We start from the raw sequence: 21498 nt of genomic DNA on the forward strand, positions 1-21498 counted from the left end.
CTAGCTGCGGGTGCGCCCGCCGAGCGCGCGGGCGTCCTGGTTGCCGCTGCGGTCGGTGCGGAGCTCCTTCGGCAAGGAGAACAGGAGGTCCTCCTCGGCCGTCTTCACGACCTCCACGTCGGCGAACCCGGCATCGGCGAGGTCGGCGAGCACCTGCTCGACGAGCACCTCGGGAACGCTCGCTCCGCTCGTGACGCCGACCGTCGCGACGCCGTCGAGCCACTCCTGCTTGATCTCGCTCGCGTAGTCGACGCGGTACGCGGCCTTCGCGCCGTACTCGAGGGCGACCTCGACGAGGCGCACGCTGTTGGAGCTGTTGGCCGAGCCGACGACGATCACGAGGTCGGCATCCGGAGCCACCTTCTTGATCGCGACCTGGCGGTTCTGGGTCGCGTAGCAGATGTCGTCGCTCGGGGGATCCTGCAGGTGCGGGAAGCGGGATCGCAGGCGACGCACGGTCTCCATGGTCTCGTCGACGCTCAGCGTCGTCTGCGACAGCCAGATGAGCGAGTCCGCCTCGGGCACCTCGACGGTGTCGGCCTCTTCGGGGGTGCCGATGAGGATCGTGCGCTCGGGGGCGTGGCCCATCGTGCCCTCGACCTCCTCATGACCGGCGTGGCCGATGAGGAGGATGCGGTAGTCCTGCTTGGCGAAGCGCACGGCCTCGCGGTGCACCTTGGTCACGAGCGGGCACGTCGCGTCGATCGCGGCCAGCTCGCGGTCGGCCGCGCCCTGCACGACGGCGGGGCTCACCCCGTGGGCGGAGAAGACGATGTGCGACCCGCGCGGCACCTCGTCGACCTCGTCGACGAAGATCGCGCCCTGCTTCTCGAGCTCGCCGACGACGTGCACGTTGTGGACGATCTGCTTGCGCACGTAGACGGGCGCGCCGTACTGCTCGAGCGCCTTCTCGACGGCGATGACGGCGCGGTCGACGCCGGCGCAGTAGCCGCGCGGCGCGGCGAGCAGGATGCGGCGGGGCGCGGCGACATCGGTCGCGACGAGGCGCTCGCGCCGCTCGGGGACGACGGGCGTGGTCAGGGTGACGCCGAGGGCGCCGTTCGTGATCGTGCTCACGGTCGCCAGTCTACGAGGGCGCGAGTGGGCGCCCGCCGTGCGCGGGGCCGAGCGACCGCGCGAACGCGAGGGGGTGTGGGAAACGGCGTCGTCCCCTCGGGACGCCCCTCCGACCGCTTCCGGTGTCGGGGCGGTCCACTACCCTGGCGGAGGCCGCCGATCGAGGCAAGGGAGGGTCATGAGCGAGGCACCGTCCACCGCCGACGCGCCCTGGCCCGTGGGCGAGCTGTCGCAGAAGATCAAGGGCTACATCGACCGGCTCGGCAGCGTCTGGGTCGAGGGCGAGATCACTCAGTGGGGCGTCTCCGGCGGCAACGTTTACGGCAAGCTCAAAGACCTCGCGGTCGATGCGACCGTCCCGTTCACCGTCTGGTCGTCGGTCAAGGCGAAGCTGCCGCAGGGCCTCGGCCAGGGCGACCGGGTCGTCGCACTCGTCAAGGCCAACTGGTGGGTCAAGGGCGGCTCGCTGACGATGCAGGTCTTCGAGATGCGCCGCGTGGGCCTCGGCGACCTGCTCGAGCGGCTCGAGCGCCTCAAGCAGCAGCTGCGCGCCGAGGGCCTGTTCGACCCTGCGCGCAAGAGGCCGCTCCCCTTCCTGCCGCACTGCGTCGGCCTCGTGACGGGTGCCGACAGCGACGCCGAGAAGGATGTCCTCCGCAACGCCCAGCTGCGGTGGCCGTCCGTCCGCTTCCGCGTCCACCACTCCGCCGTCCAGGGCGAGCGCGCGGTGGGCGAGATCATCGCCGGCATCCGCGCCCTCGATGCCGACCCCGACGTCGACGTCATCATCGTCGCGCGGGGCGGAGGCGATTTCCAGAACCTCCTCCCCTTCAGCGACGAGGCCGTCGTGCGCGCGGCCGCCGCGTGCGGGACGCCGCTCGTGAGCGCGATCGGGCACGAGAACGACCGGCCGCTGCTCGACGAGGTCGCCGACCTTCGCGCGTCGACCCCCACCGACGCCGCCAAGCGCGTGGTGCCCGACGTGAGCGACGAGCTCGCGAAGGTGCAGCAGGTGCGCTCGCGCATGCTCACCCGGGTGACGGGGCTCATCGGCACCGAGGTCGACCGCCTCGCGCAGATCCGGTCGCGGCCGGCGCTCGCGACGGCGTCGTGGATCATCGACCAGCGCGCAGAGGAGCTCACGCGCTTCGTCGCGCGCGGCGTCGAGCTCACGACCCGCGGCCTCGAGCGCGCCCACCTCGACCTCACCGAGCGCCGCGGGCAGCTGCGCGCGCTCTCGCCCCAGCACACGCTCGACCGCGGGTACGCGATCGTGCAGACCGACTCGGGCGCGGTCGTCCGCGACGCGGCCGAGACCGCGGCCGGCGACGAACTCGTTCTGACCCTCGCGCGCGGCCGCATCGCGGCGAAGGCGGGAGCCCCTCTGCCGTCGGCGAGCTCGCACCCGACGCCCACTCCGTAGACAGAAAGACGCTCCTACCATGGCTGACGTGACCCCTCCCGCCGCTCCCGCCGTCTCCCCCGCCACAGCCGCGGCCAACGGCGTCGAGTCGCTGTCGTACGAGCAGGCGCGCGACGAGCTCGTGCGCGTCGTCACCGAGCTCGAGCAGGGCGGCGCCACGCTCGAGCAGTCGATCGCCCTGTGGGAGCGGGGCGAGGCGCTCGCCCGTCGCTGCGAGGAGTGGCTGATCGGCGCGAAGGAGCGCCTCGACGCCGCGCGGTCCGCGGCCGGCCAGAGCTGAGCATCCGCGCATGACCGACCCCGTCACCGGCCGCCCGATCGTGGCCGAGCTCGGCCGCCCCGAGACCGATGAGGAGCGTGCTGCACGCGTCGCCGAGAACCGCCGCAAGCGGCGCGCGAACCAGTCGTCGACGAACCTTCTGCTGTCGATCGGCGCATCGCTGCTCATCGTCCTCTTCCTCGTCGTCGTGACGGTGCGGGAGGACCCGACTCCCGAGAGCATCGACTACCGCGCGACGGCCGAGCAGGCCGAGGCCGGAGTGGGGATGCCCGTGGTCGCGCCCGACCTCCCGGAGGGCTGGTACGCCAACCGCGCGGATCTCGGCAGCCACGGCTCGGTCCAGGAGTGGTACGTCGGCCTGATCACGACCGACGACCGCTTCATCGGGGTGCTGCAGGGCTTCGATGCGAACCCGACGTGGCTCGACCAGGTGCTGCGCCAGCCGAGCAGCGAGGGTGAGAGCGTCGAGATCGGGGGCACCGCGTGGACGCTCTACGATCGACGGGAGGCGGAGGGTGTCGGCAACCGGGGCTACGCGCTCGTGACCGAGACGGCCGGCAGCACACTGGTGCTGTACGGCACGGCGTCGGAGTCCGAGTTCTCCCAGCTCGCCGCGGCGGTCGCGGCCGAGCTCGACGACGCTGACCGCTGACGGCCGGCCGCCGCCGCCCGAGCCGAACGACGCACGCGGAGGACGACCATGACTGCTGCCACCCGCACTCCGGCCGACGTCTGGCGCGAGATGGAGCGCGGCAACGCCCGCTTCGTCGCTGGTGAACCGGCCCACCCCCGGCAGGACGTCGACCGTCGCGCCGAGCTGGCGTCCTCGCAGGCTCCGCACGCCGCACTGTTCGGCTGCAGCGACTCCCGCCTCGCGGCCGAGATCATCTTCGACAAGGGCCTCGGCGATCTGTTCGTCGTGCGCAACGCGGGGCAGGTCATCTCGAGCTCGGTCGTCGGGTCGCTCGAGTACGCCGTCGGCGTGCTCGGAGTGCCGCTCATCCTCGTCCTCGGCCACGACGAGTGCGGGGCCGTGCGGGCCGCCATCGACTCGCGCGGGCCAGACGCGCCGCCGCTGCCTCCGCACATCCACGGCCTCGTCGAGCGCATCCAGCCCGCCGTCGACCGGTGCCTGCTCGCCGCCGGCACGACCGACATCCGCGAGCTCGACGCGCAGGTCGTCGGTCGCGAGCACCTGCGCGACACGGTCGGCGAGCTCCTCGCGGCCTCCGAGCTCATCAGCGACGCCGTGGCCGCCGGTACCCTGGCTATCGTCGGTGCCAACTACCGCCTGCTCGAGGGTCGAGCAGTGCCCGACATCGTCGTCGGCCAGATCTGACCGGCGCGCCGACCCCCGAACCCTCAACGAGAAGGACGAGATCGCCGTGAGCGAGACCACTGAGCCGGAGTACCGGATCGAGCACGACACGATGGGCGAGGTGCGCGTGCCGCGCAGCGCCCTGTACCGCGCGCAGACGCAGCGCGCCGTCGAGAACTTCCCCATCTCCGGCTCCGGGCTCGAGCCCGGCCAGATCGTCGCGCTCGCGCAGATCAAGCGCGCCGCCGCGATCGTGAACGCCGAGCTGGGCATCCTCGACGGCGACCGCTCGAGCGCGATCGTCGACGCAGCCGACCAGATCATCGCCGGCAGCCACCACGAGCACTTCCCGGTCGACACCTACCAGACGGGCTCGGGCACTAGCTCGAACATGAACATGAACGAGGTGCTCGCGACGCTCGCCTCGACCGAGGCGCTCGCCGTGCACCCCAACGACCACGTCAACGCCTCGCAGTCGTCGAACGACGTCTTCCCGACCTCGGTGCACCTCGCCGTCACGAGCGCGCTGCTCGCCGACCTCGTCCCCGCCCTCGAGCACCTCGCGAGCGCGCTGGAGGAGAAGGCCGAGCTCTGGACGACGGTCGTGAAGGCCGGCCGCACCCACCTCATGGACGCCACGCCCGTCACGCTCGGCCAGGAGTTCGCCGGCTACGCGCGCCAGATCCGCCTCGGCATCGCGCGCGTGCAGGCGACGATCGAGCGCGTTGCCGAGGTCCCGCTCGGCGGCACCGCGACCGGAACCGGCATCAACACCCCGCTCGGCTTCTCGCAGAAGGTCATCGCCGAGCTCGCCACGTCGACGGGCCTGCCCATCACCGAGGCGCTCGACCACTTCGAGGCGCAGGGCGCCCGCGACGGCCTCGTCGAGGCGAGCGGCGCGCTGCGCGTCATCGCGGTCTCGCTCACGAAGATCTGCAACGACATCCGCTGGATGGGCTCGGGCCCCAACACGGGCCTCGCCGAGCTGAGCATTCCAGACCTGCAGCCCGGCTCGTCGATCATGCCGGGCAAGGTGAACCCCGTCGTGCCGGAGGCCGTGCTCATGGTGTGCGCGCGCGTCATCGGCAACGACGCGACTGTCGCCTGGGCCGGCGCGTCGGGCTCGTTCGAGCTCAACGTCGCCATCCCCGTCATGGGGACGTCCCTGCTCGAGTCGATCCGTCTGCTCGCGAACTCGACGCGCGTGCTCGCCGACAAGACCGTCGTCGGCCTTGAAGCGAACGTCGAGCGCGCTCGCGCCCTCGCCGAGTCCTCCCCCTCGATCGTCACGCCGCTCAACCGCGTCATCGGATACGAGGCCGCCGCGAAGGTCGCCAAGCACTCGGTCGCGAAGGGCCTGACCGTGCGCGAGGCCGTCGTCGACCTCGGCTTCGTGGAGCGTGGCGAGGTCACCGAGCAGCAGCTCGATGAGCTGCTCGACGTGCTCTCGATGACCAGCCCCGGCCTCTAGGCACTCGCCGCCGGCGTCGCGAACGGCGCCCGCTCCGTCTCGGGGCGGGCGCCGTCCTCGTGCGCGGATGCTCGGCTCGAGCCGACCGTCAGCTGAAGTAGTGCGGCCGGCTGACGTAGGTGTCGCTCACGAACATGACTCCGGTCGAGCGCTCGAGCAGCGAGCGCAGACCCTCGATCAGGTCGTCGGCGCGGTCATCGGGCACGACCGTGATGGTCAGAGTGAGCGCGTCACGGTCGTTGAAGAGGGCCCGACCCTCGTGGGCGCCGTGGTGGCCGAGGCCGGTCACCGCGGGCAGGCTCGTGTAGCCGCTCGCGCCCGAGGCGACGATCTGCCGGCGCACCGCGTCGGAGTCGGCGGTGCGGGCGACGACCTCGATCTTGGTCATGCGGGTGAGTGCTTCGCGGCTCATGCCGCCTCCTTCTGGTCGGGGGTCGCGGCGGTGACCGCCTTGGCCGCGGAGGTGCTGGTGGTCAGCGGATACGGCGCCCAGCCCTCGCGCATGCGGCGCACCCAGGTGCCGGGCTCGGCGCCCGGAGCGACGAGCACGACCCAGTCTCCGTGCACGAGGTCGGCGACGATGTCGGCGCGCCGGATGATGTCGTCGATTCGCTCGAGCGGGGCGTCGACGACGGCGAGCAGACGCACGGGCTCGTGATGGAGCCCCGCCCGCGTGCCGATCGACTGCCAGGGCAGGCCGATGCGCAGGTCGCCGTCCGGGCCCGTGAGCACGCCGGCGCCGCCGACGAGGTTGTGCACGGTCTTCGAGCCCGCGCCGAAGACCTCGGGATCGACGGCCGAGAAGTAGTACTGAGCGTTGATCCAGTGCGCGACGACGAGCGGCGCGGTCAGGATCGTCTCGAGAGCCTGCCCGTCGACATCCGCCTCGGGGTCGTACGAGTGCAGGAAGGCCCGGCGCTCGAGGTCGACTCCGGCGGTGCGCGACCGCGGCCCGATGATGATCGCGGCGTTCCGCGCGAGGCCCCACTCGGGGTAGACCTGCGCCCAGTCGCGGCCGCGCCGCTCGAGCCGCGAGCGCCCCGCGGCCGCTCGGGCGCCCGGCAGCTCGGCGGCGCGCTCGGCCTGCAGACCGTCAGCGGCCCGCGCGGCGTCGGCGAGCAGCGCGTCGAGCTCGCCGCGCCGCTCGGCCGGCAGCGATGACGAGTCGACGATCGTGATCGCGTCGCTCACCGTGTCGTGCTCGGCGGCGAGGAACACCGTCTCGGCGGGGATGTCGATGCCGCGCGTGGCGAGCCCTGCCCGCACCGATGCGCTGTTGAGGATCGCGGCGGCGATGCGAGCGTTCGGCGCTCCGCGGTGACCGCCGCAGGCTCCGCAGTCGAGAGCGGTGCGGTAGGCGTTGTTGGTGGTCGTCGAGCCGTGACCGACGAGAACGATGAGCGGCGCATCCGGCTCCGTCATGCCCATCGTGCGCAGGATCACCTCGGCGGTCGCGAGCTGGTCGTCGACCGAGAGCGCCGAGTCGACGTCGAAGAGCGTGGCGGGCGCGCCCGCGGGGTCGTCGGCGCGACGGCCGCGCGTCGCGGCACCGGCGAGGATGCTGCGGCCGGCCGCGACGGGACCCCACAGCCAGCCGGTCACCTCGGCCCAGCCGAGCGGCGCACCCGCGACGGAGTCCGGCGCCTTGAGCGCCGAGCGCCAGGCGCGGCCTCCGGCGAGGCGGTCGACGAGCGACTTCGCGCCGCGCCAGGCGCCAGGGACTGGGCGCTCGCTCACGCGGTAGCGCGGGGTGAGCAGCACCGGGCATGCGGCCGAGGCGGCCGAAGCGGCGAGCGGCTCGACCTCGGCGGCGATGCCGAAGAATCCGGCGAAGCCGGAGGTCGCGTAGTCGCCCTGCGCTTCAAGGTGGCGGCGGATGCCCTCGCTGCGCACGTCGATGCAGAAGACGAGGTGAGCACCCGGCGCCGGGTCGGCCGGCGTGGCCGGCGCCGCTCGCACGCGCGACAGCAGCCGCTCGTGCACGCGCGCCTCGAAGGCCGCCTGCCAGACGAACGCGCGCTCGACCGGGTCGAGGCCGAGTGCGTCGCGCTCGACGCGCGCCTCCGCAGGCGCCTCCGGAATGGGCGCGCCGAGCGCATCACGCAGCGTGAGCCGCACCGCGAGCAGGTCGACGACCTCGACGTCACCACTGGTCTCCGCACGCCAGCGCACGTAGGCCGTCCAGCCGGGCGTGCGGGCGAGCTCGCGACGCAGGGCCGCGGCGCGCTCGTCGGCGGGCAGGCCGGTCGCCTCGAGCGCCGCCGCGAGGGCTGCGCCGGCCGCGGTGGGCGCATCCTCGATGCGGCGCCGGCCGCTGCGGGGGATGCTCGCATCGACGCTCGCGACGGCGCGCCACGCCCCGTAGAACCCGAGCTCCGCGACCGGCACGGGCCAGGCGGCGGCCTCGGGGGCGAGGGCCGCACGGCACCAGCGGGTGAGTCGCTCGTCGATCTCGTCGGGCGCCGCAGCCCGGTGCGGCGCGGCAGTCGCGGCCGCGTCGCCCGGTGCGCCGGCGAGGAAGCCGTCGACGAGGGCGCCGTCGCTCTCGTCGGCGAGTGCGAGCGGGGCACCGGCCCCGGACGGCGAGGGGAGCGCGGCGCGGATGGCGGCCGCGAGCTCGGCGGTCGAGATGCGCCCGCGCTCGAGCTGCGCGCGGAACCAGCGCTCGTCGGCGGAGCCGCGCGCCCCGAGGGCCGGGGCGGCGCTGCGCAGCGCGGCGGGCATCCCCGCACGAAGCGATGGCAGCACGGGGTTGACGGCGATCGCGGCGTCGAGACCGTAGTACGGCGCGATGACGTTCGCGGCGATCTCGGCGTCGGCGCGTGCGCGGAGGATGCGCGCGGTCGTCGGGAGGAGAGTCGTCATGCGGAGGATCCGATCGGGTCGAGCGAGCGGGCGGTGCGCGCGGGGCGAGCGGCGCTCGGGCGGGGCGCGCGACCAGCGCCCGGGCCGCCGAGGCGGTGCCCGAGCGCGAGGAGGCGCAGCGCGAGCCGCCCCGTGGGCGCTACGCCGCGCAGCGCGGCGATCGCCGCGAGGGCCGACAGCGCGAGCACGGCGAGCACGAGCGGCACGACGCCCCCGCCGGTCGCGATGACGGCGGACGGCAGCGCGAGCAGCCCGGTGAGCGCCGAGGTGACCGTGGCGAACGCGGTCGCGGCGGCGGCGGCGATGGCTCCGACGATGAGCGCGTGCGGGAGGGTGCGCGCAGCGAGGGCGGCGCGGTATCCGGCGGTCGCGATCGCGGCGGCCATGACGATCAGCAGGAGGGCCTCGGGTAGCCCGCGACCGCCCGGGTAGAGGGCGAGGGCGGTGACGACGAGGGCGAGCACGGCGGGCAGGGCGCCCACGAGCATCCGCCCGCGCCGTCCCTCCGGCGACAGTCGCAGAATGGCCGGAGCGCGACGGTCGGCAGCGCGGCGGTCGATGCCGTCGCTCGAGCCGAGGAAGAGCGTGCTCTTGTATAGGCCGTGCGCGACGAGGTGCAGCGCGGCGGCGGCGGTCAGGCCGAGGGCGATGCAGAGCAGCATGAAGCCCATCTGCGCGACCGTCGAGAGCACGAGGCGCCCCTTGACGTCGGTGCGCACGAGCGCGCCGATCGTGCCGGCGACGACCGCGACGGCGGCGAGGAGGGCGAGCAGTCCGAGAGCGAGCGGACTCTGCTGCAGCGCCGGCAGCTGGCTGAGCAGCAGGATGCCGCCGCCGTTGACGATGCCGCCGTGCAACGCCGCGCTCACGGGTGTGGGGGCGTGCAGCGAGTCGACGAGCCAGCCGTGCGCGGGCGGTGCGGCGCTGCGGATGCCCGCCGCGACGACGAGCAGAACGGCCGCCAGATCCGCGCGGCCTCCCGCGGCGATCGCGGCGAGGGCCCCCCACAGCGCGAGGTCGCCGCTGACGAGCCAGGGGGCGGCGCGGCGAACCGCGGCCGCTCCCCCGCCCAGGCGCAGCGCGGTGAGCGTGGCGGCGGTCGCGGCGCTCCAGGCGAGGCCGACGAGCCAGGGCTGAGCCGCGATCGCGAGAAGCGCGGTCGCGGCGAGCATGCCGCCGATCGCGGCGGTGACACCGACGCCGTGGCGGTCGCCGCGGAGCGAGCGGTGGGCGTACGGCAGAACGGCGAGCGCGATCCCGGCGATGAGCACGAGCAGCAGGACGGAGAGGGGGTCGAGACTGAGGAGCGGTGCGGTCGGCATGGACGAACCTCCTTACGCGTCACACAATACACGTAATTCAGTTCGTGTCTTTGGATTCGTAAATTCCGGTGAGCATCGCCGTTCGCGCTTCCCGGCGCTCCCGGGGTTCTCGGCCTACAGTGGGCACGTGGCCGAGTGGACGTTCCTGACCAATCACTCGCACGTGCTCGTGTGCCTCGCCGCCGACCCCGAGCTCCGGATGCGCGAGATCGCCGAGCGCGTCGGGATCACCGAGCGCGCGACGCAGCGCATCATCGCCGAGCTCGTCGAGGGCGGCTACCTGCTCAAGGAGCGCGACGGACGCCGGAACCGCTACTCGGTCGTCGGCTCCGCCCCGCTGCGGCACCCGGTCGAGGTCGAGCACACGCTGGGCGAGCTGCTCGCCGCGGTCGCCCAGTCGCGCCGCTCCGCGTCGAGCGCCTAGCGCGCTCCGCAGACGCGGAACGGCGCCCGCCCCCGCGGGCGAGCGCCGTTCGTGAGCAGATGCCCGCCTCAGGCGAGCTCGTTGCCCTCGAGCAGATCGGTCACGAGTGCGGCGATCGCGCTGCGCTCGCTGCGCGTGAGCGTGATGTGCCCGAACAGGCTGTGGCCCTTGAGGGTCTCGATGACGCTCGCGACCCCGTCGTGCCGGCCGACCCGGAGGTTGTCCCGCTGGGCGACGTCGTGCGTGAGCACTACCTTCGAGTTCTGACCGATGCGCGAGAGCACCGTGAGCAGCACGTTCCGCTCGAGCGACTGCGCCTCGTCGACGATGACGAAGGCGTCGTGCAGCGACCGGCCGCGGATGTGCGTCAGCGGAAGCACCTCGAGAAGGCCGCGGTCGATGACCTCGTCGAGCACGTTCTGCGACACGACCGAGCTGAGAGTGTCGAACGTCGCCTGCGCCCAGGGGTTCATCTTCTCGCTCGCGTCGCCCGGCAGGTAGCCGAGCTCCTGCCCGCCGACGGCGTACAGCGGCCGGAAGACCATGATCTTGCGCTGCTGCTGCCGCTCGAGCACCGCCTCGAGCCCCGCGCACAGCGCGAGCGCCGACTTGCCGGTGCCCGCGCGGCCGCCGAGCGAGACGATGCCGATCTGCGGGTCCATGAGCAGGTCGATCGCGAGTCGCTGCTCGGCCGAGCGCCCGTGCAGGCCGAACACGTCGCGATCGCCGCGCACGAGCCCGATGCGGCCCTTCTCGATGACCCGCCCGAGAGCCGACCCCCGGTCGGAGTGGATCACGAGCCCGGTGTTGATCGGCACGTCGGCGACGACGGACGACTCGATGGTCTCGCGGTCGTACAGCTTCGCCATCTCGTCGCTCGAGAGCGTCACATCGGCCTGCCCTGTCCACCCCGAGTCGACGGCGAGCTCGGCGCGGTACTCCTGCGCGGCGAGACCGATCGATGAGGCCTTGACGCGCATCGGCAGGTCCTTCGACACCACGACGACGTCGAGGCCCTCGCTCGCGAGGTTCATGGCGACGGCGAGGATGCGCGAGTCGTTGTCGCCGAGCTGCAGCCCCGAGGGCAGCACCGACTGGTTCGAGTGGTTGAGCTCGACGCGCAGCGACCCGCCTTCGCCGACGGCGATGGGGAAGTCGAGGCGTTCGTGCTGCACGCGCAGGTCATCCAGATTGCGTAGCGCCTGCCGCGCGAAGTAGCCGATCTCCGGGTCGTTCCTCTTGGCCTCGAGCTCGCCGATGACGACGACGGGGATGACGACGGCGTGCTCCTTGAAGCGGAACAGCGCCTTGGGATCGCTCAGCAGCACCGACGTGTCGAGAACATAGGTGAGCTGGTCCACCTCCCCCGACGTCGCGTTGCCGTTTGCTGCCTGGCGAGTAGTGCGGGAAGAGGCCACCGGTGCTCCATCCCCGGGGAGCGCGGGCGTCCCCGGACCTGTGTCACGACGAGACGGCCAGGGGCTCGCGAGACGATTCGAGGCCGTCCCGACCGGGCGCGGTGCCCGATGCGGCTGACGCTAGACCCGCTCGCGCGAACCCGAGGGAACGACACGCGAGCGACACGCGATGGTCATCCGTGCCGATCGTTCCGGCCGCGTCGAGTCAGACGCGCGTGCCGGCCCGGTACTCGACGAGCGCGGCGCGCAGCTGGTCGATGGTCTCGTCGCTCGTCGACGCGTGCGGGCCCAGGCGCACCCTGCCGCCGCGCACGGTGGTGCTGACCCCGTGATTGTGCAGTGCCGCGGTGAGGATGCTCAGCTCGTCCGCCGGCGGATCGATCACGACGATCCCCGCCCGCTCGGCGTCGTCCCGCGGTGAGCCGACCGGCAGCCCCACCTCGTCCGCCGCGGCGATGATCGCTGAGGCGCGCTCGAGCACGCGCTCGCGGATGACCCCCACTCCGACGGCGACGACCTCCTCGACGGCACCGGCCAGCCGCGCCTGCGCGACCGGATCGGCGTAGCCGACGCGGAACGCGCGCGCCGAGGGGTGCGGCGCGACGATCTCGTGGACGGGGCCGTCGGCGAGCGGGTCGTCGATCGCGTTCCAGCCCGACCAGACGGGCGTGAGCTGCTCGCGCGCACGGTCGCTGAGTGCGAGGAAGCCCGTGCCGTACCCCGCGCGCAACCACTTCTGACCGCCCGCGACGATGACGTCGCAGACCGCCCACGGGGCGTCGACGACCCCGAGGCCCTGGATGGCGTCGACGATGAGGAGGCGGTCGCCGATGACCTGGCGGATTCCCTCCAGATCGATGAGGTGCCCCGTGCGGTAGTCGACGAGGCTCACCGCGACCGCGACGACCGAGCTCGCCATCTGATCGCGCACGACCGCGGGGGTCACGCGCTCGTGGTCGGGCGTGATCGTGTGCGGCACGAGGACGCCGAGCGCCTCGGCGGCGCGCGCCATGCCGTACCCGATCGAGGGGAACTCGCCCGGGCTCGCCGCGACGCCGCCCGTCACGCCGAACATCGCGTGCATGAGCGCCTGGCTCGTGGAGGGCTGGAAGGCCACCTGGTCAGGTCGGAAGCCGATCAGGGAGGCGACCGCGGCATCCACGCGCTCCTCCTCGCCCTCCATCGACGGGATCGAGCCGAACCGGGCGCGCGTCATGAGCTCGGCCTGCGCGCGCTGCTCCTCGAGGGCCGCGTCGCCGAGCGGGCCGAAGGAGGGGAAGTTCAGGTAGCCCGGCTCCTCGGAGAAGCGGGCGGCGTAGTCGTCGATGGCGGGCATCCGTCTGCTCCTCTCAGGCGCCGAAGCGGCGCTGACGGCGGGCGAAGTCGCGCAGAGCGCGCAGGAAGTCGACCTCGCGCAGGTCGGGGCCGAGCGCCTCGACGAAGTAGAACTCGCTGTGGGCGCTCTGCCACAGCATGAAGTCGCTCAGCCGCTGCTCGCCCGAGGTGCGGATCACGAGGTCGGGGTCGGGCTGACCTCCCGTGTACAGGTGCTCGGCGATCTTCTCGGGCGTGACCTCCTCGGCGAGCTCGTCGAGGGTTCCGCCGCGCTCGGCGTGGTGATGCACGATCGAGCGGACGGCGTCGGCGATCTCTCGCCGACCGCCGTAGCCCACCGCGAGGTTGATATGGAGACCGCGGTCGTCCGCGGTGCGGGCCTCGGCGGCGTCGAGAGCGGCGAGGAGCTCGTCGGGCAGGCCGTCCCGGCTGCCGACGTGCTGCACGCGCCACTGCGGCACGCGCGAGAGCTCGTCGGCGAGCTCGGCGATGATGCGCGTGAGCGCGGTGAGCTCGGCCTCGTCGCGGCCGGTGAGGTTGTCGGTCGAGAGCAGGTAGAGCGTCACGACGCCGATGCCCGCCTCGTCGCACCAGGTCAGGAACTCGCGCATCTTGTCGGCGCCCGCGCGATGGCCGTGCTCGGTCGTGCCGCCGAACTGGCGCGCCCAGCGCCGATTGCCGTCGATGATCATGGCGACGTGCCGCGGGTGCACGGTCTCGGCGAGCTGCTGGCGCAGCCGACGCATGTAGAGCTCGTAGAGCAGCCCGCTCCCGCCGGGGATTCTCCTCGAACGCACAGGCTTACGGTAGTCCACCGCCGGGGGCTTGTCCCCGACCGCTAAGGGATTCTGCAGTGCTCGCCCCAGCCGCGTAGCGTGATGGCATGACCTCGTCCTCCCCCACCGGTTCGCCCCGATCGCACGACGAGTCGGCGCACGAGGCGGCCGTCGACCACGAGCCCGGCGCGGACATCCCGAACATCCCCCTGCTGGAGGACGAGCTCGAGCACCCGCCGGTCGAGGGCAAGCCCGTGTGGCGCGGCTGGATCCACGCCGGCACCTTCCCGCTCGCGATCGTGCTCGGCGTCGTGCTCCTCGTGCTCGCCGACGGCGTGGATGCGACGTGGTCGAGCGCCGTGTTCATGACGACGTCGCTGCTGCTCTTCGGCATCTCGGCGACCTACCACCGCTTCACGTGGAGCGAGCGGACGCGCATCCTGCTCAAGCGGCTCGACCACGCGAACATCTTCCTGCTCATCGCGGGCACGTACACGCCGCTCGCCGTGCTCGCGCTGCCGCCCGAGAAGGGCTACCTGCTGCTCGCCCTCGTCTGGGCGGGCGCCGCGGTGGGCATCGGGTTCCGGGTGTTCTGGATCCACGCGCCGCGCTGGGCCTACGTGCCGCTCTACGTGCTGCTCGGCTGGGCGGCCGTGCTGTACATGGCCGACCTCTATGCGGCGAACCCGGCGATGATGGTGCTCGTGATCGCGGGAGGCCTGGCGTACACCGCGGGCGCGGTGATCTACGGGATGAAGCGGCCCAACCCGGTGCCCGGCGTCTTCGGCTTCCACGAGATCTTCCACACGCTCACGGTCGTGGCGTTCCTATGCCACTGGGCGGGGATCCTGCTCGTCGCCGTCGACCCGCCGTTCGGCGGCTGACGCCGCGCCGTCCGGCGCGCTCAGCCCGGCCTCCGCGCGCTCGGCCTCGAGCTGCTCGCGGACCTCGCCGCGGTAGCGCACGCGGCGCACGCGGCGCGACATGTCGATGACGAGCAGGATGGCGGCGATCGTCACGAGGGCGATGGCGATGAAGCCCGCGATGCCGGGCGTGACCAGGTTCGGATCGACCTCGATCGGCGGGATCAGCGGATCGCCCGGGTCGTCGACGGGCCCGGGGCCCACGGTGAGGGGGGCGAGAGACGACAGCCAGATCACGACGAGCTCCTCGAGAAGGGGGGTCGGGCGGCGAGACCCGGTGCGGTCGGCGCCCAGCGCCGCGCAGTAGCGTTGCTCCAGACTATCCGTCCAACTCCGTGAGCAGACAGGATGCCCTCCGCGCGATGCCCGACGACGCGACGCCCGACCCCGCCGTGATGGAGCCCGCCCGGCCGATGACCGCGCAGGCGCGGCTCGATGCGCGCTATGGCCGGACGCCCGGCGAGCGCCGCCGGACGCGCACCGTCGTCATCGCGGCCGCCATCGCCTTCGTCGTCGTCTTTGCCGCGTGGGTCGTCTGGGGCGGGCTGTCGGGCACGAACGCGACGCTCGAAGTGCGAGAGCTCGGCTACCGCGATGCGACTGAGACGTCGATCTCGGTGCGCTGGGAGGTCACGACCGAGCCCGGCACGGAGGTGTCGTGCGCCATCCAGGCGCTCAACGGCAGCTTCGGCATCGTAGGCTGGCGGATCATCGAGCTCGGGACGTCGGAGCGGCGCACGCGCGTCTTCGAGGAGTCGCTGCGCACCGCCGAACCGGCGGTGACGGGTTTGCCGTATCGCTGCTGGCTTCCGTAGAATCCACGGAATCGATCCGCGGAACCGGCCCATGAGGCCGGTTCTCGTGCGTTGACACGACCGACCGACGGAAGGGCACCCCATGAGCGACACCGGCAGCTCCACGAAGTGGCTCACGCAGGAGGCGCACGACCGCCTGAGCTCCGAGCTCGAGTACCTGTCGACGACGGGGCGCTCCGACATCGCCAAGCGCATCGAGGCCGCGCGCGACGAGGGCGACTTGAAGGAGAACGGCGGCTACCACGCGGCGAAGGACGAGCAGGGCAAGATCGAGGCCCGCATCCGCCAGCTCACCGAGCTCCTGCGCACCGCGACGGTCGGCGAGGTGCCCGAGGCGACCGACGTCGTCGAGCCCGGCACGGTCGTCACGGCGAAGGTCATGGGCGACGAGGAGAAGTTCCTCCTCGGCAGCCGCGAGATCCTCGCCGACGGCAGCGATCTCGACGTCTACAGCGAGCAGAGCCCGCTCGGGGCAGCGATCCTCGGCCTCACGATCGGCGAGTTCACGACCTACACGGCGCCGAGCGGCAAGGAGATCGACGTCGAGATCATCGATGTGCAGACCTACCGCCCGTAGCTCACCCCCGGTTCGCGGGTGTTCGCGCGGGTTCGCGCGGGTTCTCGCGGTCACGCCGGATCCACGCGGATCCACGCGGATCCGCGCGCGACAGGGCGGCTCAGGGCGTGCGGTTCGGCGCGACACGTGCGTTCAGCCGCCCGTCCTCCGCCGAAGCGCACGGCGTTGAGCGATCGGCGGCGGATGCGCGCGGCAGCGATGCCCTATCGCCAGCGGGTCAGAGCGTGCGACGCGGGTCGTACCCCGCCTCGCGCAGCGCTGTGAGCACCTGCTCGGCGTGCTCCGGCCCGCGCGTCTCGATGTGCAGCTCGAGCTCGACCTGGCTGATCTGCAGGCCCGAGCCGTGCCGCGTGTGCAGCACCTCGACGACGTTCGCGTTCTGCGAGGCGACGATCTCGCTCGTGCGCGCGAGCTGGCCGGGCCGATCGGGGAGCGGGATGCGCAGCTTGAGGTAGCGCTCGCTCGCCGCGAGCCCGTGGCTGATGACGCGCTCCATGATGAGCGGGTCGATGTTGCCGCCGGAGAGCACGATGACGGTCTTCCCGCTCTCATGGATGCGCCCCGTCAGCACGGCGGCCACGCCGACCGCGCCGGCCGGCTCGACGACGAGCTTGGCGCGCTCGAGCAGCACGAGCATCGCACGGGCGATGTCGTCGTCGTCGACCGTTACGACCTCGTCGACGGTCTCGCGGATGATCGCGAAGTTCAGCTTCCCGGGCTTGGCGACCGCGATGCCGTCGGCGATCGTGGGCGACATCGCGATCGCCGTCGGCTCACCGGCCGCGAGGCTCACCGGGTAGGCGGCGGCGTTGGCCGCCTGGACGCCGATGACGCGGATGCTGCGCCCCTCGGCCGCCGCGCGCTGCTTGAGCACGGTCGCGACGCCCGAGATGAGCCCGCCGCCGCCGATCGGGACGACGATCGTCTCGAGGTCGGGCACCTGGTCGAGGATGTCGAGCGCGAGCGCGCCCTGGCCCGCGATGATGTCGGGGTGGTCGAAGGGAGGGATGAAGACCGCGCCGGTGGAGGCCGCATGCTCCTGCGCCGCCCGGCGCGATTCGTCGAAGGTGTGCCCGCGCAGCACGACGTCGGCCCCGTAGTGCCTGGTCGCCTGCAGCTTGGGCAGGGCGACGCCGACCGGCATGAAGATCGTGGCGCGGATGCCGAGCTCGCGGGCGGCGAACGCGACGCCCTGGGCGTGGTTGCCTGCGCTCGCCGCGACGACGCCGTGCGCCTTCTCATCCGCGGTCAGCCGCGTCATCCGGTAGTACGCTCCGCGGATCTTGTACGACCCGGTGCGCTGCAGGTTCTCGGCCTTGAGCAGCACGGGCGCACCGAGGATCTCGCTGAGGTACCGCGAGGTCTCCATGGGTGTGACCTCGGCGACGGCGCTGACGACGCGACGGGCCTCCTCGACCTCCTGGAGCGACGGCCCCGGATACCGCGGCAACGCGCCGGCGGTCGGAGCCGGGGCTGCCGTGTCGGTCATCGGGGTCTCTTGTCTGCAGGGGGTGGCGGCGAGGCTCTCGGGGTGAGCGGGCCGGAGCTGAGCGGGCCGGAGCCGGGCGGGCCGGCTGCGAGCGCGGCAGGATCGGTGCGCCACGTACCCATCGCAATGTACCGGACGAAGACGTTGAAGAACGCCACGATCGGCACCGCGAAGAGGGTGCCGGGGATGCCCGCGAGGAAGCCGCCCGCGGCCACGGCGAGCACGACGGCGAGCGGGTGGACTTTGATCGCACTGCCCATGACGAGCGGCTGGAGCACGTTGCCCTCGATCTGCTGCACGACGAGCACGCCGACGAGCATGAGCAGGGCCGGCAGCGGGCCGGCGTAGATGAGCGCGATGATGACCGCGAGACTTCCGGTGACCACGGCGCCGACGATCGGCACGAAGCTGCCCAGGAACACCGCGACGGCGATGGGGAGCACGAGCGGGAGCTGCAGAGCCAGCGCCCACAGGCCGATGCCGACGGCGTCGACGAAGGCGACGAAGATCTGCACCTTCGCGAACTCGGTGACCGTGCGCCAGCCGGCGCTCGCGGCCCCGTCGACCGCCTCGCGCGCGGTGCGCGGGAAGAGGCCGACCACGAACAGCCAGATGCGACGGCCGTCGAGGAGGAAGAACAGGAGCGCGAAGAGCGCGAGCACCGCGCCGGTGAGGATCTCGGTGGCGGTCGATCCGAGCGACAGCGCACCGTTGACGAACCAGTCGTCGGTCAGGTCGAACTGCCCGAAGAACTCGTCGATCGAGGACTGGATCTCGGTCTGGGACAGCCCGAAGGTCGTCGCCGCCCATGACAGCAGCTCGTCGAACCGCTCGGCCGAGCGCTCCTGAAGGTCGTCGAGCCCGGAGCGCACCTCGCTCACTACGAGCCACACGAGCGCGGTGACGGCCCCGATCAGGGTCAGCATGCCGATCGCCGCCGCGAGCCCATTGGGCACCCGCCGCCGGCGCATCCAGCTCACGAACGGCCCGAGGAGCGCCGCGAGCAGCACGCCCACGAAGACGGGGATGACGAGCAGGCTCAGCTGCATGACGAGGAAGATGACGACCGCGACGACGCCCGCGATCGCGAGCAGACGCCACGCGTAGGCTCCGGCGATGCGCATGCCGGGGGGCACGTCGTCCGGGCGGAGGGTCGTGGGCTCTCCGGGCGTGCGCAGGCGACGGAACATCGCCCCAGTCTACGAGCGGCGCATTCTCAGCGTGGCGCGACCGCGACGGGTCGCCCCGTGAGTCGAACGTGGACGCGATCCCCGGGATGGCAGGCGGCTCCTGCGGCGTGCTGGACGATGATCTCCGCGCCGCCGTCGAGCAGGATGCGCGTGCGGCGGAAGGCTCCCAGGAACGACGTCGTCAGCACCCGACCGGCATGAGCGCCTGCCTCGTGGGCGTCGACGAGCTCGACGTCCTCAGGGCGGACGAGCGCGTGCACGTCGCCGCTCGCCGAGTCGGGGTCGAGGAGCGGCAGCGGCTGCCCCGCGATGAGGACGACGTCGTCGACGACGCAGCCGGGCATCCGATTCGACAGGCCGACGAAGTCGGCGACGAAGGCGCTCGCTGGGCGGGCGTAGAGCTCCTCCGGGCTGCCGATCTGCTCGATGCGGCCATCGCGCATGACGGCGACGCGGTCGGCGACTGCGAGGGCCTCCTCCTGGTCGTGGGTGACGAACAGCGTCGTGATGCCGAGTTCGGTCTGGATTCGGCGGATCTCGTCGCGCAGCTGCACGCGCACCTTCGCGTCGAGCGCGCTGAGCGGCTCGTCCAGGAGGAGGACGCGCGGCCGAGTGACGAGCGCGCGCGCGAGCGCGACCCGCTGCTGCTGGCCTCCGGAGAGCTGGTGAGCGTACCTGCCCGCGTGATGGTCGAGCCCGACGAGCTCGAGGGCCTCCGCGGCTCGCGAGCGTCGATCTGCGGCGGGAACCCTGCGCATCCGCAGCCCGAATTCGACGTTCTCGATCGTGGTGAGATGCGGGAAGAGCGAGTACGACTGGAATACCATGCCGATGTCGCGCTTGTTCGTCGGGGTGCCGATCACGTCGTCGCCGTCGATCAGGATGCTGCCCTCGTCGGCCGCCTCGAGCCCGGCCAGGACGCGCAGCGCGGTCGTCTTGCCGCAGCCGGAGGGCCCCAGCAGGGCGACGAACTCGCCGGGCGCGAGATCGAGGGAGACCCCGTCGAGGGCGGTGAGCCCGGGGAAGCGCTTGACGACGCCCCGGAGCGAGACGGTGGCGGAGATGCGCGCGGGCGCGGCGGGTGTGGCGGTCATGAGGTCCTTCCGGGGCGGATGCGCCCCAGCCGCCCGATCACGAGCAGGAGGGCGAGGGCGAGGAGGAGGGCGAGAAGCGCGACGATGACGGCGATGAACGGGTCGTCCTTCTGCACGATGACGAGAGCCGTCTGCAGGTTCTGCCGGTTGAGGAGCGAGGCGATCGTGAATTCACCCAGCACGACCGCGACCGAGATGAACGCGCCGGCGAGCAGGCCCGGGCGGAGGTTCGGGAGCAGCACGCGCCCGATGACGACGGGCCAGCTCGCGCCGAGCGAGCGGGCGGCCTCGGTGAGTGTGGCGACGTCGATCGCATCGAGATTCGACTGCACCGCGCGGTACGCGAACGGGAGGACGAGGATGCCGTAGGCGAAGGCGAGGCTCCAGACGCCGCTGCCCGCCGCGCGGGCGATGACCCCGTAGACGGGCGCGAGGCCGACGACGAGCACGATCGCGGGGATGCTGATCGGCAGCAGGCACACGAACTCGAGCACGCGACGCAAGCGGGGCAGTCGCAGGTGCACGACGATCATCGTGGGTACGAGCAGCACGAGCACGATCACGATCGTGGCCGCGGCGAGGACGAGGGAGTTGCCGATCGCGGTGCCGAGCACGCGGTACTCGGGCCCGAGGCTCCCCGTGAGCACGGCGACCCAGCGGGAGACGTCGTAGCCGCCCTCGAGCCCGCGCCGGAGAGTGAACTCGAGCATCGCGACGAGCGGGACCGCGAACGCCCCGCCGACGACTCCCAGGATCGCCCAGCGGGCGCCCCGGGAGGGGACGGGGACGCCCGCGCCGGGCATCCCGGTCATCGCTGCCACCGGGACGCGCGGCGCTGCAGCAGCCCGTACAGCATCATGACGATCGCCATGACGAGGATCATCGCGAGAGCCAGGGCCCCCGCGAGGTTCTCGCGGCCGAGGAGCGTCTCGCTCGTGAGAGCCGCCCGGATCTGCAGAGGCAGGATCGCCTGCCCCTGGCTCGTGAGGGCAGCCGCCGTCGCATACGACGAGAAGGCGTTCGCGAACAGCAGCAGGAGGGATCCGAGGAAGGACGGAGCGAGGACGGGGACGCCGATGCGCCACCAGAACGTCGCCGTCGTCCCGCCCAGCGTCGCGCAGGCCTCGGCCCACTGCGGCTTGAGCGCCTCGAGCGCCGGCATGAAGATGATCACCATGAGGGGCACCTGGAAGTAGATGTAGGGCAGCACGAGCCCCGGAGCCTCGTAGAGCCAGACGCCGTCGGCGAAGATGTCGACGCCGAGACGCTCGCGCAGTAGCACCGTGATGAACCCCTGGATGCCGATGGTGGCCACGAAGGCGAAGGCGAGCATGACGCCGCCGAACTGCGCGAGCACGCCGCTTGCCGCATCGATGACCGAGCGTAGCGGCCCCTCCGGCCGGGCGCCGAGCAGCGCGTAGCAGACGAGCGCGCCGAGGACCGCCCCGACGACGGCGGTCAGCGCGGAGAGCTGCACCGAGGCCAGGAGGCCGCTCACGACGAAGGGATCACCGAGCGCAGCGAGGTTGTCGAGCGTCGGCGCCCCGTCGCCGTCGACGAAGCCGGTTCCGAGAGCGATGCCGGTCGGGAGGGCGAGGAAGAGGAGCACGTAGAGCGCGAACGGCGCGACGCCCCACAGCGGCGATGCGATCGGGCGGCTGCGAGACGGTCGCCCCGCGGGTTGGGGGCCGGTCGCGCGGG

22 protein-coding genes are annotated in these 21498 nt (G+C 72.4%); 9 read left to right on the top strand and 13 right to left on the bottom strand.

From position 1 onward, the window contains the following. Positions 1-1077, bottom strand: a complete 1077-nt coding sequence (locus FHX53_RS07240) for a 4-hydroxy-3-methylbut-2-enyl diphosphate reductase (RefSeq protein ID WP_182490692.1) — start codon at positions 1075-1077, stop codon at positions 1-3. A gap of 178 nt (positions 1078-1255) precedes the next feature. Between FHX53_RS07240 and xseA the strand changes: the two genes are divergently transcribed. The 5 genes from xseA to FHX53_RS07265 are packed head-to-tail and all read left to right on the top strand — an operon-like array spanning position 1256 to position 5569. Continuing rightward, complete coding sequence (gene xseA, locus FHX53_RS07245; RefSeq protein WP_182490693.1) at positions 1256-2500, top strand: exodeoxyribonuclease VII large subunit; 1245 nt, start codon at positions 1256-1258, stop codon at positions 2498-2500. 19 nt (positions 2501-2519) lie between these two features. Beyond that, positions 2520-2780, top strand: a complete 261-nt coding sequence (locus tag FHX53_RS07250; protein ID WP_182490694.1) for an exodeoxyribonuclease VII small subunit — start codon at positions 2520-2522, stop codon at positions 2778-2780. 10 nt (positions 2781-2790) lie between these two features. Beyond that, positions 2791-3432, top strand: a complete 642-nt coding sequence (locus tag FHX53_RS07255) for a DUF4245 domain-containing protein (protein ID WP_182490695.1) — start codon at positions 2791-2793, stop codon at positions 3430-3432. Positions 3433-3480: 48 nt separating this feature from the next. Continuing rightward, the gene (locus FHX53_RS07260) at positions 3481-4119 is read left to right on the top strand and encodes a carbonic anhydrase (protein ID WP_182490696.1); all 639 of its coding nucleotides are present in this window, start codon (positions 3481-3483) and stop codon (positions 4117-4119) included. Positions 4120-4165: 46 nt separating this feature from the next. Beyond that, the gene (locus FHX53_RS07265; RefSeq protein WP_182490697.1) at positions 4166-5569 is read left to right on the top strand and encodes an aspartate ammonia-lyase; all 1404 of its coding nucleotides are present in this window, start codon (positions 4166-4168) and stop codon (positions 5567-5569) included. An 88-nt stretch (positions 5570-5657) separates the two neighbouring features. Here FHX53_RS07265 and FHX53_RS07270 read toward each other — a convergent pair whose 3' ends face one another. From FHX53_RS07270 to FHX53_RS07280, 3 genes are read right to left on the bottom strand one after another with little or no spacing between them, the layout of a single operon-like run. Further along, positions 5658-5981, bottom strand: a complete 324-nt coding sequence (locus FHX53_RS07270) for a P-II family nitrogen regulator (protein WP_182490698.1) — start codon at positions 5979-5981, stop codon at positions 5658-5660. Further along, on the bottom strand, positions 5978-8434 hold the full coding sequence (locus FHX53_RS07275) for a putative inorganic carbon transporter subunit DabA (protein ID WP_182490699.1): 2457 nt from the start codon (positions 8432-8434) through the stop codon (positions 5978-5980). Before FHX53_RS07275 ends, FHX53_RS07270 begins: the two co-directional genes overlap by 4 nt. Then, complete coding sequence (locus FHX53_RS07280; RefSeq protein ID WP_182490700.1) at positions 8431-9756, bottom strand: proton-conducting transporter transmembrane domain-containing protein; 1326 nt, start codon at positions 9754-9756, stop codon at positions 8431-8433. Before FHX53_RS07280 ends, FHX53_RS07275 begins: the two co-directional genes overlap by 4 nt. 127 nt (positions 9757-9883) lie before the next feature. Here FHX53_RS07280 and FHX53_RS07285 point away from each other — a divergent pair, with 127 nt between their 5' ends. Next, the gene (locus tag FHX53_RS07285) at positions 9884-10180 is read left to right on the top strand and encodes a helix-turn-helix transcriptional regulator (protein WP_343050894.1); all 297 of its coding nucleotides are present in this window, start codon (positions 9884-9886) and stop codon (positions 10178-10180) included. A 68-nt stretch (positions 10181-10248) separates the two neighbouring features. On the opposite strand, the gene phoH2 is transcribed toward FHX53_RS07285, so the two are convergent. From phoH2 to FHX53_RS07300, 3 genes are all read right to left on the bottom strand, one after another. Beyond that, positions 10249-11598 (bottom strand): RNA 5'-3' helicase PhoH2, encoded by a 1350-nt coding sequence (gene phoH2 / locus FHX53_RS07290; RefSeq protein WP_182490702.1) that lies wholly within the window; start codon positions 11596-11598, stop codon positions 10249-10251. A 205-nt stretch (positions 11599-11803) separates the two neighbouring features. After that, the gene (locus FHX53_RS07295; protein WP_182490703.1) at positions 11804-12934 is read right to left on the bottom strand and encodes an aminotransferase class V-fold PLP-dependent enzyme; all 1131 of its coding nucleotides are present in this window, start codon (positions 12932-12934) and stop codon (positions 11804-11806) included. Between the two features lie 13 nt (positions 12935-12947). Then, on the bottom strand, positions 12948-13730 hold the full coding sequence (locus tag FHX53_RS07300; protein WP_182490704.1) for an isoprenyl transferase: 783 nt from the start codon (positions 13728-13730) through the stop codon (positions 12948-12950). 86 nt (positions 13731-13816) lie between these two features. Between FHX53_RS07300 and trhA the strand changes: the two genes are divergently transcribed. Then, complete coding sequence (gene trhA, locus FHX53_RS07305) at positions 13817-14593, top strand: PAQR family membrane homeostasis protein TrhA (RefSeq protein WP_182490705.1); 777 nt, start codon at positions 13817-13819, stop codon at positions 14591-14593. Here the strand turns inward: trhA and FHX53_RS07310 are convergent. Beyond that, positions 14537-14869 (bottom strand): hypothetical protein, encoded by a 333-nt coding sequence (locus FHX53_RS07310; RefSeq protein ID WP_182490706.1) that lies wholly within the window; start codon positions 14867-14869, stop codon positions 14537-14539. The genes trhA and FHX53_RS07310 overlap by 57 nt on opposite strands. A gap of 98 nt (positions 14870-14967) precedes the next feature. On the opposite strand from FHX53_RS07310, the gene FHX53_RS07315 reads away from it, so the two are divergent. Further along, positions 14968-15447, top strand: a complete 480-nt coding sequence (locus FHX53_RS07315) for a DUF4307 domain-containing protein (RefSeq protein WP_182490707.1) — start codon at positions 14968-14970, stop codon at positions 15445-15447. Between the two features lie 82 nt (positions 15448-15529). Beyond that, positions 15530-16024, top strand: coding sequence for a transcription elongation factor GreA (gene greA, locus FHX53_RS07320; protein WP_182490708.1), 495 nt, complete (start codon positions 15530-15532; stop codon positions 16022-16024). A 217-nt stretch (positions 16025-16241) separates the two neighbouring features. On the opposite strand, the gene ilvA is transcribed toward greA, so the two are convergent. The 5 genes from ilvA to FHX53_RS07345 are packed head-to-tail and all read right to left on the bottom strand — an operon-like array spanning position 16242 to position 21448. After that, complete coding sequence (gene ilvA / locus FHX53_RS07325) at positions 16242-17513, bottom strand: threonine ammonia-lyase (protein WP_182490709.1); 1272 nt, start codon at positions 17511-17513, stop codon at positions 16242-16244. Then, positions 17510-18703 (bottom strand): AI-2E family transporter, encoded by a 1194-nt coding sequence (locus tag FHX53_RS07330; RefSeq protein ID WP_220476287.1) that lies wholly within the window; start codon positions 18701-18703, stop codon positions 17510-17512. The genes ilvA and FHX53_RS07330 overlap by 4 nt, the downstream gene beginning before the upstream one ends. A gap of 26 nt (positions 18704-18729) precedes the next feature. Then, a complete protein-coding gene (locus tag FHX53_RS07335) occupies positions 18730-19797 on the bottom strand; it encodes an ABC transporter ATP-binding protein (RefSeq protein WP_182490710.1) in 1068 nt (355 codons plus the stop codon). After that, positions 19794-20609, bottom strand: coding sequence for an ABC transporter permease (locus FHX53_RS07340; protein WP_246335560.1), 816 nt, complete (start codon positions 20607-20609; stop codon positions 19794-19796). Before FHX53_RS07340 ends, FHX53_RS07335 begins: the two co-directional genes overlap by 4 nt. After that, positions 20606-21448, bottom strand: coding sequence for an ABC transporter permease (locus tag FHX53_RS07345; protein WP_182490890.1), 843 nt, complete (start codon positions 21446-21448; stop codon positions 20606-20608). Before FHX53_RS07345 ends, FHX53_RS07340 begins: the two co-directional genes overlap by 4 nt. Positions 21449-21498 lie beyond the last annotated feature (50 nt).

The organism is Microcella alkalica (assembly GCF_014137945.1).
GTDB lineage: Bacteria > Actinomycetota > Actinomycetes > Actinomycetales > Microbacteriaceae > Microcella > Microcella alkalica.